Annotated in this window: 18 protein-coding genes and 6 pseudogenes; 17 read left to right on the forward strand and 7 right to left on the reverse strand. The window is 32.7% G+C overall.

What is annotated here, in order from left to right:
* Positions 1–96: 96 nt before the first annotated feature.
* From tnpA (N3Z16_RS10235) to tnpA (N3Z16_RS10275), 10 genes and pseudogenes are all read left to right on the forward strand, one after another.
* A complete protein-coding gene (gene tnpA / locus N3Z16_RS10235) occupies positions 97–528 on the forward strand; it encodes an IS200/IS605 family transposase (RefSeq protein WP_282487249.1) in 432 nt (143 codons plus the stop codon).
* A gap of 150 nt (positions 529–678) precedes the next feature.
* Positions 679–903, forward strand: coding sequence for a hypothetical protein (locus N3Z16_RS10240; RefSeq protein ID WP_282487250.1), 225 nt, complete (start codon positions 679–681; stop codon positions 901–903).
* Between the two features lie 118 nt (positions 904–1,021).
* Positions 1,022–1,159: a hypothetical protein gene (locus tag N3Z16_RS10245; RefSeq protein WP_282487251.1), complete on the forward strand. Its 138-nt coding sequence runs from the start codon at positions 1,022–1,024 to the stop codon at positions 1,157–1,159.
* 157 nt (positions 1,160–1,316) lie between these two features.
* Complete coding sequence (locus tag N3Z16_RS10250) at positions 1,317–1,661, forward strand: LysE family translocator (RefSeq protein WP_282487252.1); 345 nt, start codon at positions 1,317–1,319, stop codon at positions 1,659–1,661.
* A gap of 20 nt (positions 1,662–1,681) precedes the next feature.
* Positions 1,682–1,933: a LysE family transporter gene (locus N3Z16_RS11535; protein ID WP_410519652.1), complete on the forward strand. Its 252-nt coding sequence runs from the start codon at positions 1,682–1,684 to the stop codon at positions 1,931–1,933.
* 244 nt (positions 1,934–2,177) lie between these two features.
* Positions 2,178–2,897 carry an FAD-binding oxidoreductase gene (locus N3Z16_RS10255; protein ID WP_282487253.1) on the forward strand — a complete coding sequence of 240 codons (720 nt, stop codon included), beginning with the start codon at positions 2,178–2,180 and terminating at the stop codon, positions 2,895–2,897.
* Between the two features lie 97 nt (positions 2,898–2,994).
* Entirely contained in the window at positions 2,995–3,381 is a 387-nt protein-coding gene (locus N3Z16_RS10260) for a hypothetical protein (RefSeq protein WP_282487255.1), read from the forward strand.
* A gap of 142 nt (positions 3,382–3,523) precedes the next feature.
* Positions 3,524–3,787, forward strand: a complete 264-nt coding sequence (locus N3Z16_RS10265; RefSeq protein WP_282487257.1) for a hypothetical protein — start codon at positions 3,524–3,526, stop codon at positions 3,785–3,787.
* A 49-nt stretch (positions 3,788–3,836) separates the two neighbouring features.
* Entirely contained in the window at positions 3,837–3,998 is a 162-nt protein-coding gene (locus tag N3Z16_RS10270; protein ID WP_410519654.1) for a transposase, read from the forward strand.
* Positions 3,999–4,168: 170 nt separating this feature from the next.
* Positions 4,169–4,498, forward strand: a pseudogene (gene tnpA / locus N3Z16_RS10275) (IS200/IS605 family transposase); the annotation flags it as partial.
* Between the two features lie 346 nt (positions 4,499–4,844).
* Here tnpA (N3Z16_RS10275) and N3Z16_RS10280 read toward each other — a convergent pair.
* The 3 genes and pseudogenes from N3Z16_RS10280 to N3Z16_RS10290 form a co-directional block, all read right to left on the reverse strand.
* Positions 4,845–6,572, reverse strand: coding sequence for a Tn3 family transposase (locus N3Z16_RS10280; RefSeq protein WP_282487259.1), 1,728 nt, complete (start codon positions 6,570–6,572; stop codon positions 4,845–4,847).
* 26 nt (positions 6,573–6,598) lie between these two features.
* Positions 6,599–7,273, reverse strand: coding sequence for a hypothetical protein (locus tag N3Z16_RS10285; RefSeq protein ID WP_282487260.1), 675 nt, complete (start codon positions 7,271–7,273; stop codon positions 6,599–6,601).
* 68 nt (positions 7,274–7,341) lie between these two features.
* A pseudogene (locus N3Z16_RS10290) lies at positions 7,342–7,873 on the reverse strand (DUF4158 domain-containing protein).
* Positions 7,874–8,008: 135 nt separating this feature from the next.
* Here N3Z16_RS10290 and N3Z16_RS10295 point away from each other — a divergent pair.
* Positions 8,009–8,624 (forward strand): annotated as a pseudogene (locus N3Z16_RS10295) (recombinase family protein).
* Positions 8,625–8,700: 76 nt separating this feature from the next.
* On the opposite strand, the gene N3Z16_RS10300 reads toward N3Z16_RS10295, so the two are convergent.
* On the reverse strand, positions 8,701–9,063 hold the full coding sequence (locus tag N3Z16_RS10300; RefSeq protein WP_282487263.1) for a hypothetical protein: 363 nt from the start codon (positions 9,061–9,063) through the stop codon (positions 8,701–8,703).
* Positions 9,064–9,482: 419 nt separating this feature from the next.
* Here N3Z16_RS10300 and N3Z16_RS10305 point away from each other — a divergent pair, with 419 nt between their 5' ends.
* Positions 9,483–10,178, forward strand: a complete 696-nt coding sequence (locus N3Z16_RS10305; RefSeq protein ID WP_282487264.1) for an SET domain-containing protein — start codon at positions 9,483–9,485, stop codon at positions 10,176–10,178.
* Positions 10,179–10,202: 24 nt separating this feature from the next.
* Here N3Z16_RS10305 and N3Z16_RS11540 read toward each other — a convergent pair.
* A pseudogene (locus N3Z16_RS11540) lies at positions 10,203–10,410 on the reverse strand (transposase); the annotation flags it as partial.
* Between the two features lie 99 nt (positions 10,411–10,509).
* On the opposite strand from N3Z16_RS11540, the gene N3Z16_RS10315 reads away from it, so the two are divergent.
* Complete coding sequence (locus N3Z16_RS10315; protein ID WP_282487265.1) at positions 10,510–10,680, forward strand: hypothetical protein; 171 nt, start codon at positions 10,510–10,512, stop codon at positions 10,678–10,680.
* Between the two features lie 54 nt (positions 10,681–10,734).
* Here the strand turns inward: N3Z16_RS10315 and N3Z16_RS10320 are convergent.
* Positions 10,735–10,875: pseudogene (locus tag N3Z16_RS10320) on the reverse strand (Bax inhibitor-1 family protein); the annotation flags it as partial.
* 87 nt (positions 10,876–10,962) lie between these two features.
* On the opposite strand from N3Z16_RS10320, the gene N3Z16_RS10325 reads away from it, so the two are divergent.
* Both N3Z16_RS10325 and tnpB read left to right on the forward strand, forming a co-directional pair.
* Positions 10,963–11,391: a helix-turn-helix domain-containing protein gene (locus N3Z16_RS10325; RefSeq protein WP_282487267.1), complete on the forward strand. Its 429-nt coding sequence runs from the start codon at positions 10,963–10,965 to the stop codon at positions 11,389–11,391.
* A complete protein-coding gene (gene tnpB, locus N3Z16_RS11545) occupies positions 11,379–11,666 on the forward strand; it encodes an IS66 family insertion sequence element accessory protein TnpB (protein ID WP_410519653.1) in 288 nt (95 codons plus the stop codon). Before N3Z16_RS10325 ends, tnpB begins: the two co-directional genes overlap by 13 nt.
* Before the next feature lie 11 nt (positions 11,667–11,677).
* On the opposite strand, the pseudogene tnpA (N3Z16_RS10330) reads toward tnpB, so the two are convergent.
* Positions 11,678–12,110, reverse strand: a pseudogene (gene tnpA / locus N3Z16_RS10330) (IS200/IS605 family transposase).
* Between the two features lie 202 nt (positions 12,111–12,312).
* On the opposite strand from tnpA (N3Z16_RS10330), the gene parA reads away from it, so the two are divergent.
* Together parA and N3Z16_RS10340 are read left to right on the forward strand one after the other, a co-directional pair.
* Positions 12,313–12,948 carry a ParA family partition ATPase gene (parA, locus tag N3Z16_RS10335; protein WP_282487268.1) on the forward strand — a complete coding sequence of 212 codons (636 nt, stop codon included), beginning with the start codon at positions 12,313–12,315 and terminating at the stop codon, positions 12,946–12,948.
* Complete coding sequence (locus N3Z16_RS10340; RefSeq protein WP_282487269.1) at positions 12,948–13,157, forward strand: hypothetical protein; 210 nt, start codon at positions 12,948–12,950, stop codon at positions 13,155–13,157. The genes parA and N3Z16_RS10340 overlap by 1 nt, the downstream gene beginning before the upstream one ends.
* Positions 13,158–13,161: the final 4 nt, after the last annotated feature.

Genomic DNA, 13,161 nt, shown 5'->3' on the forward strand with positions numbered 1-13,161 from the left:
AGTATTTTATGTAGTTAAGTGGGATAGGGTTAACACCCTCGCCTTTAGTCGAACACTTTAGTATTATAAGTTACTAGAGAAGAGGAGATGTAGCTTATGGAATATAGAAAAGGTTCGCACAGTATATATGATCTGAAGTACCATGTAGTATTTTGTACGAAATACAGATACAGAGTTCTAACCGGACAAGTAGCTGATAGAACTAGAGAAATTATTAGAGAAATATGTGCGGCAAATTACATAGACATAGCAAGTGGCAGCATGAGTCCAGATCACATGCATTTACTACTGTCGATACCCCCAAGTATTTCCGTATCAAAGGCAGTACAATACATTAAGGGAAAAAGCAGTCGGAAATTACTGCAAGAATTTGAATTACTGAGAAAACGCTACTGGGGTCAACATCTCTGGGCTAGGGGGTATTTTGTTGTTACGGTTGGTAATGTGAACTCAAATGAAGTGCAAAAATACATAGAGGAACAAGAAATGTATCATAAGAGAGATGATTTTAAAATATCGGAGTTTTAGCGTTTACGCTTTTAATCCGCTTTGCAAGCGTTGACCAAACTACCGGCTTTAGCCGGTAGTAATTGATACTTTTTAAACTATTGGATTTTCTTGACTTTAAGCTACTTGATAATAATTAGTATTCATTATATTTAAATAGGGAGTAATAATATGTCTAAAAACAATAATGATACTTTTGGTAAGACAGATGATGATGCAGTTTCTGTTCTTATAGAGCAAGTAAATCATTTAGCTATTACTGTTTTCTCTCAAACAAAGGTAGTTAAATTTTTAGTTAATGTTCCTATGTATATACCTGCTTCTGATATGGCAGGGATTCATCTGATGAATCTGAGGATGATACATTTACAGAAGATCAATTTAATTTTGATATAGAAGATAGGTTTTCATTGCCTTATAGAACTTTCAATATTAGGGACAAAGTAAACAAGAATAAGAAAAAGGAAAAATAATAGAAAATAGGGTTGGTAACTTAATTTTAGATGATTTAGATTTGCAGTTAGATCCAATTAAGCCTAAAGCTACTGTTTCAAAAACACAAGTTTTTCTTGATTTATTAGAAGACGCAGGTTTTGAAACAGAGGATAAAGATAATTTAGGTAACATTGGAGTTAGTATAGGGCTTATATAGATCTAAGTCTTTGAGTACAAGAAAGAATAATAACCTTTATAAACAGTTACAAAGCAAAGAAGAAAGCATTATAATGCATAATAAATTTGCTTTTTTCTGGGATATCCATGGACAAATGATAGTGGAAACCCATTAGAACTTAAGAACCAGAATATATATGATATATCAGTTTGTAGAACTAGCTGCTGCTTACTTACTAGGAATAATCACTCCAGGCCCATCATTATCATTAATAATTCAAAATGGAATTATTCACTCTCGAAATGCTAGTTATCAAGCTTGTGCAGGGATTGTTACAGGAATTGCTGTACAGGCTGGTAGTATCTTACTTTGTTTAGACATGATAGAAGCTTATCCAATATTTCTTCAAGTGCTAAAAATATTTTGTGCTTTATTCTTAGTTTTTTTAGGAGCAAAATCTATTTTTTTAGCCGATGCGTTTGATGAAGTTAAAATAAGAAATTCTCTAAGAACAGTTAAGAAAAAAATAATTTCTTCTTAGAGGCCTTTACACTTGAACTCTTGAATCCCTTTGCTTTTACCTTTTTTATAAGCGTAATGTCACTTATAATTGAGCCAAACTCATCTTGGTTTTCTCAATTACTATACTGGGTTGAAATAGTTCTATTAGGCACCCTATGGTTTTATACCGTAGCATTTTTAGCTTCTACAAAAACAATATTCGTTTATGTCGAGAGATTTAGTAAGCTATTACAAATATTAGCTGGCATATTATTTATCGCTTTCGGTATTAAAATGCTATTATTAGCTTAAGATTATTAGAAGTACATATTATGATTTATGATATTTCTCCCATTATAACACATTCCAAACTCGTTGACAACAGATGCGACAGAACCTCAAACTTTCATCTTCCAGATAAAAGTGGTTGATTTTTATATAATTAAAGGTTAAGTCTTAAAAGTAGATAAAAAGACGCTTAATCTACACAATTTGGTAAAGCGCACTTAGTACGCAAAGCTATTTTATTCCATAATTGTAGAGAATATTTAAATATATGACACAACAGAATGTTTTACATGCCATTCAGGATTTTACTAACGCGTTAGGTATAGATAACGTGACAATATCTAGAGAGCAATGTAACAAATTTGAAAACACGACATTTGCTACTAATCAAAAAGTACAAGGAGTATTATATCCTAATAGCAAAGAGCAAGTGCAACAATGCATTAATATTGCATACCAATATAACATTAAACTTTATCCCTTGAGTACAGGACTTAATATAGGATTAGGGGGCACCGTACCTGTAGAGAGCAATAGTTTTATCCTTAATTTAGGAAAAATGAATCAAATTATAGAGTTTAATGAGAGCCTTGGATATATTACTATAGAATCGGGAGTAACGCAAATTCAAGTAGTAGAATTTCTAAAATCAAAAAACTCTAACTTTATTCTTAGTCCTACTGGGAGTTTGCCAGAAACTAGCATAATAGGCAACGCCGTTGAAAGAGGAGATACTAGGGGAGCTATTCCTCAAAGAGCAGAAAGTATATGTAATTTAGGTGTTGTATTACCCAGTGGTGAGTACATGGAAATAGGTTTCGGTAGGTTTGCTAATGCTAAATGTTCAGGAATAAGTAAATACGGAGTTGGACCTGATTATACTGGGTTATTTACCCAATCTAATTTTGGAATAGTAGTAAAATTGACTTTGTGGTTGGCGCCTAAAGCTGTAAATTGCGACATCATATTATTTACCATGGAAACTTAATGAACAACTTAAAAATTCGATTGATTTATTACATAGATTAAGAATATATAACTTATTCCATTGCGTAGATTTTTTTAATGATTATAAATTTTTAACCGTGTCTCAGCAATACCCTTGGGAACATAAAGATAATCATGTTGATCTTGAATCTTTTATTTTAGAATGGAGAAAGAAAAGAAGAATAGGACGGTGGAACGGAATAATTACAATTCACTCTTTATCCAGCAATCACAATAAATTTATTGTATCCACAATAATAAAATCTCTTAAACCTTATGTAGAAGAAATTATTTGTACTTCATCCCTAAAATTTAAGATTACTAGCCTATTTAGAAAGCCTATAGAATACATGTTAGGTATAGATCTTTCATTGTTAGATGACTTACGTGAAACAAAATTTGCACAAGGCATTCCTAGTAGTTTTGCCTTTAAAAGCTTATATTGGAGAAAAAAATACCTATACCACAAAATTATACTCCCGTAGAAGATAAATGCGGCGTTTTATGGCTTGCTATAGCCGTTCCTTTTACCAGTCAAAATATTTTGTTTTGTATAGAAGAAATAAAAAAATACTTAAATTATACGAATTTGAGCCTAATATTTCATTACTTGGTATAAGTGACAGAATGATTACTATAACCGTTTGTATTATTTACGATCAAGAAATTAGCGAAGAGAACGCTAAAGCAAAAGCATGTCATGATCAAATTTTAGAGGTTATGTCAAATAATGGTTATTATCCTAATAGATTAGGAATTCAGTCGATGCAATCTATACCTACATCCTCGTGTTTTTATGACGGTTTTATGAAGAAAATAAAGCAATTTATTGATCCTAAAGATATAATAGCCCCTGGAAGGTATGATAATAGACATAATTGGCCCAACTAAATTTTAATCGGTTCTGATACTGTCTTAGGTGTCAAGCACTAAATTTGGAATGACATTCTCCTCGCAGCTTGCTGCGAGGAGAATGTCATCAAGTTTTTTTGCTAAAGACGGTATGTTAAAGGAGCTGACAAAAAATCTATTTGAAAGAGCTTTACAAGCAGAAATAGACGAGCATCTTGGCTATAGCAAATATGGCAGAGCAGAAACGTAGAACAGTAGGAATGGGGTTGTAAATTGTAACTAACTATTGATCCACCTAGAGCAAAAATTGTAATTAAAATTGACCCACCTAAATAAGTAACCATACCTTTAAAAGTTAATCTCTCTCGGGTTTAATTCCCTGAAGCTTGCTTCGTTTTAGAAAAGTCTTAATATTTCTATATTGTAGAAAGTCAGTATATTCATAAAAGTCACAATGTATCGGTTTTAGTATATCACATAGTTGCTCCTGCAAAATTTAGAAAGAAAATATTTGAAGACGAAGAGGTTGAGGAATGGCTAAAAGTGATATGTCTAGAAATCTAACAAAGATATGAGATAAATTTTTTAGAGATAGGAGTGGATGAAGATCACGTACATTTTTTAGTACAATCAGTACCGATGTATAGACCAAGCAAAGTAGTGCAAATCATAAAGAGTATAACGGCTAGAGAAATTTTCTTAAAATTTCCGTATTTAAAGAAAAAACTATGGGGCAGTGAGTTTTTGTCTAGCGAAAACTATAATTACCGGTCGCCGACAATTATAATTACCGAAATTTGGTCATAAAAAAATCACATTATTTTACATCTATTTTCTCCTCTGTTTTTGTTGATTTATGAGAATAATTTTTTGCAATTTTTGCAGCATTGATTCTATAACTTTCTGTATTCAGCTCAAGAATAGTAGCATGATGGGGTTCTTAGCACAAATCCCCGCCGATAAACCAAAATGCCCTGTATACTTTATATCTCTAGGTGTATAAAGGTTGTTTTGAGGTTCTTTTGTAACTGTGCAATTATATCCTCAATATTTATTGTACTTTTTGCTTGTAGGAATACATATTTGCCGATAAAGTTTATGTGTTCCACCTTACTGGTGAGATGCTGTTTAAATAGTTTATTCCTTCTATATTTCCTTGTGCAATGCACTCTGCAAGTAGTTTATCTAGTATAATTGCATTGTATAATATTATAGAGTTTGCTAGTAATCTAGAGCATTGATTCCATACCTCATTCTCTAAAATAGTCTGTCCTCTGAACTTTCCACTATGCACTTTTGCTATAGCTTTACGTAGCTGGTGGTAAGACTCAACCCTGTTTAAAGCTTTACGGATTTGACTCCGCATTATTTCGTCATCTATAAAATCCAGTAAATAGATACTTTTCAGTATTGAATCATATTCCCAAAGGGCTATTTTAATTCTGCTATATCTTTTATGAGATGACAACTTACTTATGATTGTAGCTTGTGTTGACTCTTGGATAGCAAGTGATACAAAAATCCTTTGAATATTTTCCCATTCCTCTATTATAAGTTTTCTATTGGCGAGTTTAGTAGGTTTGATAAAGCAGTCTTTATAAAAGGCCAAATGTTTCATGCTCCTGAGACTTTTAACTTGTTCTTCTGGATCAGAAAAATTTGGCATAAATAATTTACTTATGGAATCAAGCACAGCAAAATTGACTCTGTTAATTGAATGCATGTCTCCTGATACCGCGTCTGGCTCCACTTCAGAAGTATTATTATATATAATATCATAGGTATAATGGCTCTCATGTTCATTAGCGCCAATAATCTTGCAATTGATCGGTACATGGTTGAGCACCATACTAAAAGGGACAATACCTTTTTTTAAGCCAAAATATTTTGGAGAGTATCTAGATTGCATAGTATCTAGCCTTGTTTCAAACTTTTGACCATCTACTGCAACCAGTAATTTATTTGGCAAAATGTTCCACGAATTAAAAACTTTCAGACTTGCTATTTTGTTACTGATAATATCGTTAGCTTCTCGTAAATTCTCTAGGCTCAAAAAGTTTTTTTCTATATTACTCAGAGTACTATAGCTTATATCACAACTTCGCGACATGCGATAAGTACCAAAGCTAAACCCGTTGGCTACAATGCACGCAATGATTCCTTCGTCATCAGCTTTTTGCTTAGAATAACGTGGTTTGATATGATCAAAAGCTTCACAGAAGTTGGTTTGTTCATTGATAAAATATAGTAATTCGCTAATATTGATATTTGGTACCCCAGCAAAGAAATTGTCATCTTTCTCCTCTATAGTAGGATTGATTAAATGCCATTTGTGGTGCGTTTTACTATTCTTATCAACTTTATCATCTTTAGTCTTGCTTTCTTTTATTTTAATGTAACTGTTTCCTTTACTGGCAATTTTTCTATTCACTTCTAGGATTTTTGTATGAAGTTTTACCTCTAACTCATCAAGTCTTTGTTCTATATTGACTGCGATATTAGGGTAGTTCAGTTTTTGTATAAGTTCGTCTTTATTTTGCCATACCTTATCAGAAACAAGATCTGCACTTAAGCTTTTGTATTTGGTACTTTCGTTGCAAAAAATATTTCCTTTATCAATTTCTTTTACAATAGATTGGTATAGATAAAACTCATATTTATCAGGATGATAAGCATTGATCGTAGTAGCTTTGTCTGAGTTTATTCTTGTTTGTTTTGTACTTTCAGATTTAGCAATACTATCATTTTTTGAAATGCGTAGATACTTTCTGATATTTTTGGGGATAAATTTATCAGGAAATTTATCTGTAGTTACCTTGTTCAAGGGCAAGTTTTTATCAAACACATCCTTCAAGAATAATATTGCTGCATTAAATCATCGTCCTTTTTAATACTACAAAACTCTATCGATCTGAATAGCATACGAAGATTAGTCTTGATACGCTTAGCCTTATTAACATAGAATTCCCATTTAGCAGACTGAAAATCAAATGTTTGCCCTACAATATATTCTGCTGTTGGTAGATATTGATTTTTAGGCAGAATATCATACGCAGTTTGCCAGAAACTTTTATATTCCATTTGTTCTGCATCGCATCCCATAAATTTTAATAAGGTGCTGACTTTGGGTAAAATATTGTTATAATAAATTGTATGGAGCATGAATTGCTTATTAGCATATTCGTTTGCCTCCTGAATAAAGTTGTTATTATAATAGATCAAACCGGTAACCAAATTGTTGATGACTTCTTTGTATCTTTGATTAATGTAACATAACAGATAAAGCTTTCTAAGTGGTTTGCTAAGTTGCTCTAATCTGTAAATATTATACTCATCTGCGATACTAGCGTAATATCTGATACATTTAGGTGATATTTCAAATTTATCTATTAGCTGTTTAGATAGTTTATAATATTCTAAATACGTAAGAGACTTGGCACATTCTGCTTTGAGCTCTGTATGTTTAAAGTTTTTCGGTTCTACCCTGAGTGTCGGCAAATTTGTTGCAGACTCTGATTTAGTCATGCCGGATAAAAAGGTGTCAAATTCCTTTGGTATATTCTCCCGGAGAATGTTTTCTATACGTTTAAACTCTATGCTGATGGATAAGCTGATGATATACTGTAATATGGTGTAACCGGGGGTAGGACAATCTGTTTTATTTGAATCTGGGATAGTAATTCCCTAAAAATATCTATATGATTTGCATGGATACGCACTAAAAGTAAAGCCTGTTCAACAAGTTCTTTGCGTGTTTTGGCGTCAAAAGTTCTATAGTTCAGTAAAGCAAGAATTCTCTTGTTGGTTTCTTCTTTTTTTTGCCTTAAGTAAAATACTTTCATATTTATCCTGTATGACAAAATATTGAGTCAGTATGTAATCTATGTCCGGTAAAACATCATGGTATTTAAAAGAAAATAACCGTCCTTTTGCTTTAAAATAGCCCAGCTGCAATATTGCGTGAACTTTAGAAGGAAGATCAGGAATTTTTTGAATGAGCAGTTTTTCTTGCTTGTTTAAAGAAAAATCAATAATCCTTTTCTCTAACGTAAATTGTGGTAAAGAATAAAGATCGCTTATTTCAGCTTCACTTAAAATCTTAATGCGTTTGTAGCCTGTACCCATAAAATCATAATTTTTGTATAAAACATAACGGGCGTTAAAATATTGCTATTTTGTAGGTATCTTATATGTTACATAGTATATATACTATGTATAGTTTTCATATAAAACTAGAGTTAAAACTTAACAGGCTCTAAAATGACTAAAATTATAGCTTATATTCGTACCTCAACAGATAAACAGGAGCTAAATAATCAAAAACTTGCAATACTAGAATATGCACAAAAAAATAATCTCAAGATAAACGAGTTCGTTGAGATTCAAATGTCTTCTAAAAAAACTCCAAAACAGAAGAATAGAAGAAGTTTTAGAAAAACTCTCTAGTACCGACATGTTGATTGTAACAGAGCTCAGTAGGTTTGGTAGAAGTACACCTGAAGTCATAGAACTGGTTAATGAACTAGTTGCAAGAAGTATCAGGGTAGTAATTCTTAAACAGAACCTTGATATCAGCAAGCATGATATGAATTCCAAAGTGACAATTACCTTGTTTGCATTGTTTTCAGATCTTGAACGTGATCTAATAAGCCAGCGTACTAAAGATGCTCTCGCACTCAAGAAGTCTCAAGGACAAGTATTAGGTAAGCCAGTTGGTACTGTACAAAAAAGTAAGTTTGATAAGGATGCTAACAAAATTATTGAACTCTTAGCTCTTGGACTCTCTATAAGAAAAATAGCAAAATTCTTAGGTTACAAGAATCATATTTCACTCAATACTTATGTGAATAAAAGAAATTTAAAAGATGAGGTTTAAACGGATAAAAAACGTGAGTTTTGCAATGGCTTAATTAATATCATGAAAATGGTCTAAGACCTTTATTATAAAAGGCTTACAGAGTATTACGGTTTATCGGCGGGGATTTGTGCTTAGAACCCCACATTGCTATGACTGCTTCTTTTGAATTGCCGAGTGCTTTTGTTATGCCGAGTTCATCGGCTATTGCTTTAAGCACGATTATTGCTCCAAAACTTTTACCTTGTATAACTTCTGCACCTTTAATACTAGTAAGAGCCGATAAGTCCGATTTGTGTTGTAGAGCTAATTTGAATGATGAAATTTCATCGGGGGTTAAAGTACATAAGCTAGCTATGGTTTTCTTTTTAACCTTACCGTTTTCTCGGTAAGAAGTTCTTAACAAATAGCGTTTATGTGTTTTTCCGCTTCTCATGTATGTTGCAGTGTCTACGTACATAAATATAGCTCTAAATTTAAACCTATTACATGGTATAGCAATCACAAAAATTATCTCAAGTAGGAAATTGTGTTTAGCCGTGTCTACGTATATACAACAAACAACTCTCTTTCCTAGGCGAATCCTAACTTACAGCGATTTTTTAGGGAAAACTTCCGTTGTATAACTTATGGAGCCTAGTATATCACACTTTTTGTTTAACCGAATGCCATTGTTAAGCTTAGACCCCCAGAATAGAAATTCTTGACAAGTTTAAAAAAGAGAGTTAAATAATAGACTAAGAAGTTGTTTGAAATTTCACACCCATTCTAAAATTTTGAAGGATATAAATAAAGATAACAAATTTGCGTTAACGACTTTCATCAACCTCTATTAATCAACCTTAGCTAGAATCAATAAATTAACAAGGGCAACGTTATATGGTAGATGAAATCTACAATACAGCTATAAATAAATTGCAAGAGCAATTCGAGTTAAAAGATGGGAGGATACCATATCTTGCTAAAGTTGAAGTACCATTTTATATAAGAGAATACGTTAGAGAGGGTGTTATTATATCAAAATCTCCAAAGTTAGGAGGACAACTTCAGGCCGTTTTGAAAAAACCCGTTAAAAAGGGTGATATTATGTTTATTTGTACTGAGTGGCCTACTATTACAAGAGATCGTTTTAGCATGCAAGTCGACTATTTAAGAAATAAAACATCCTACCATTTACGAAGCAAAGGAAGATTAACAAGTTTTTTAAACCATCGTTGTAGTTCTTCTAAAGCATTAAACAATGAATTACCTTTACTAATTATAAGAACTATTAGAAATAATGACAAAACTTATAGTATAGTGGGATTTGCAAGTTATAGCATTTCCCAAGTCGAAATAAAAGAGAACAGAGGTGTAGAATTAAATTTTGATTACGCTTCCAACGAAATTAATTTGAGCTATGCAAAAAACTTACAATGTTTATGTGGGTTAAAAAAAGAATATTGTAGAGGCACAATACTTGGTTTTGCAGATTTATCGCTAGAAGAACAGGCTTTTTTATTAAAAGAAGATATAGTAAGCAATCATGTAAGGAAATATTGGGAATCTTCCGTATTTCCGGCTCTGTCTTTTTAAGTGTGTAAATTCAAAAATAGGCACTTAAATTCTACCCTCAAATTTTATCAAAAAATGGGCCATAGCTTCTCCCAAATTTTGAATGGGCATATTCCATATTCGTGTAATGTAAATCTATTGTCAAGTATAAAGTCTTAAAAACAGAATCATCACTTGGAAAAACCCTCTTATTATTTGTTACTTTGCGTAATTGGCTATTTAGACCTTCTATCGCATTGGTTGTATCAATTACTACCGGCTAAAGCCGGTAGTAATTGATAGAATTAAAAACTCAGCCTGATGATGATTGTAGTATTTACTGTAAATTATATTTAAAATCGTAGGAGGGTAAATGGAAGAGATAAAAATATTATTAGATAAGTTAGGTCTAATCGGAATAAAAATGCATTTAACCGAAGTAATGGAATCAGTTGATGAATCGTGTATTAGAGGCGTCCGTGAAGTATTACAAATAAGGTGGCCCAATTTGTCTAGACTAAAAATCAGAAATTATGAGATATAATTTGCGTTATAATTTTAGCCAATAATTTTTGTTAAATACACCTGTTCTGGAGTTAAATATTCCAACCCCGATAAATGAAACGGCAAAATCTAAAGCGGGAGAACGCAGAAACAAATTAATCAAACTAGCAATAACCAGACCTATTAATCCCATATAAGCAAATGAACCCAAACTGGTTAAATCCTTTCTAGTGCTAACTCGTGTCCCTTTAGTAAAAATGCATAACTACGGCAAAATATTAAAATAATATGCACTTTTAAAATATATTATTGGTGCATTAATATGAGTTCAACTATATCTACATTAGAGGAAGTTGCTAACCAGTTCCAAGTCTGGAGAGATAATAAAAAAAATAGTAAATTTTCGCCTATTCCTCCTCATCTAAAAGCCCATGCCAGGCAATTATTAACTTCATATTCAATATCACAAGTTGCTGCTGCCTTAAATATCAGTAGATCCTTTCTTTATAATATCCAAAAAGATCAAAATTACTCACTTGATAGCAAAAATCAGCAAACTTCAGTAACTGAATCACTTAATTTTATTCCTTTCAATTTCGCTGATCCAAACCAGCCACAAAAGAATCACCTAATCAACCCTGCGACACCCTTAAATTTCACCTGCGAGATGATAAAACCAAATGGTATCAGGCTTATTATTCACACTTCAGATCCAACCAGCATTATTAATACCTTTTTATGCTCCAATTAACGCCTCAATCAACCATAGTTGTTGCAACCATACATATTGATTTCCGCAAAGGCATCGATGGTCTTATTGCTGTTTGCAACCAAAAACTTACCATAAACCCTATGAGTGGGGCTTTATTTCTATTTTATAACAAAAGCAAAACCACTATTAAAGTCCTATCGTTCGATGGTCAAGGATTCTGGCTCTGTACCAAAAGACTTTCTCAAGGTAAATTCAAATATCAATTACTACCGGCTAAAGCCGGTAGTTTGGTCAACGCTTGCAAAGCGGATTAAAAGCGTAAACGCTAAAACTCCGATATTTTAAAATCATCTCTCTTATGATGCATTTCTTGTTCCTCTATGTATTTTTGCACTTCATTTGAGTTCACATGACCAACCATAACAACAAAATACCCCCTAGCCCAGAGATGTTGACCCCAGTAGCGTTTTCTCAGTAATTCAAATTCTTGCAGTAATTTCCGACTGCTTTTTCCCTTAATGTATTGTACTGCCTTTGATACGGAAATACTCGGGGGGTATCGACAGTAGTAAATGCATGTGATCTGGACTCATGCTGCCACTTGCTATGTCTATGTAATTTGCCGCACATATTTCTCTAATAATTTCTCTAGTTCTATCAGCTACTTGTCCGGTTAGAACTCTGTATCTGTATTTCGTACAAAATACTACATGGTACTTCAGATCATATATACTGTGCGAACCTTTTCTATATTCCATAAGCTACATCTCCTCTTCTCTAGTAACTTATAATACTAAAGTGTTCGCCTAAAGGTGAGGGTGTTAACCCTATCCCACTTAACTACATAAAGCTATACTTCTATACATACAGAAAAATAGTTAGCTAGTTAAATAGTTATATTGACAAATATTAGTATAGATGTATATTAGTATAATAATCTAGCTTTATATACAATTTACCATGACAAAGATAATATCATTTCTTAATCAAAAAGGTGGCGTCGGCAAGACAACAATTAGTACAAATCTAGCTGTGAGCTTACATCTTGATAATCAAAAAATATTACTGGTCGATTCCGATCCGCAAGGAAGTTTACGAGATTGGAATGAAGCCAATGAGGGGAAGATAATTCCTGTGATAGGATTGGATAGAGAAACTTTAGCAAAAGACATAGCAGGTGTTAAAAGTGGTTATGATATTATAATTATTGATGGTGCACCGCAGTCTTCCAAGTTAGTTGCTGCAGCAATTAAAGTTTCGCATTTCGTAATTATTCCTGTAACTCCTTCTCCTTATGATGTTTGGGCGTGTTCTGATTTAATAGACATTATAAAAGCTAGGCAAGAAGTTGCCAATGGTAATCCTATTTGTCGCTTCCTTATTAGTAGATCACGTAAAGGAACAAACTTAAGTGATGATATCATTGAGGCATTAAGCGGATATGAAATTCCAGTTTTAGAAAGTCGTACAACTCATAGAGAAGTCTATGCTAAGACTGCATCAGAAGGTTTAACAGTACATCATGCGTTAAAAGCCGAGGATGCAATCAAGGAAATTACTAACCTAAAAAACGAAATATTAGAGGTGTTAAAATAATGGCGTTTAAAGCAAAGAAAGGAAATAGGGCGCATCGTAGTCATACAGTAGAAGCGGCAATTGTAGAGGCAACTAAAGATAGCATGGTAGGGTTAAATGTTAAGATTTCAAAAACAAAAAGGGCAGCTTTTAAATCAAAGGCCGCAATAAAAAATGAAAATATGCAAGATATTATATTAAAAGCTATAGATAGATATATAGAAAGCTAGAAAA

Origin of the sequence: Candidatus Megaera polyxenophila, assembly GCF_029982035.1 — a bacterium.
Taxonomy (GTDB): Bacteria; Pseudomonadota; Alphaproteobacteria; order Rickettsiales; family Rickettsiaceae; genus Megaera; species Megaera polyxenophila.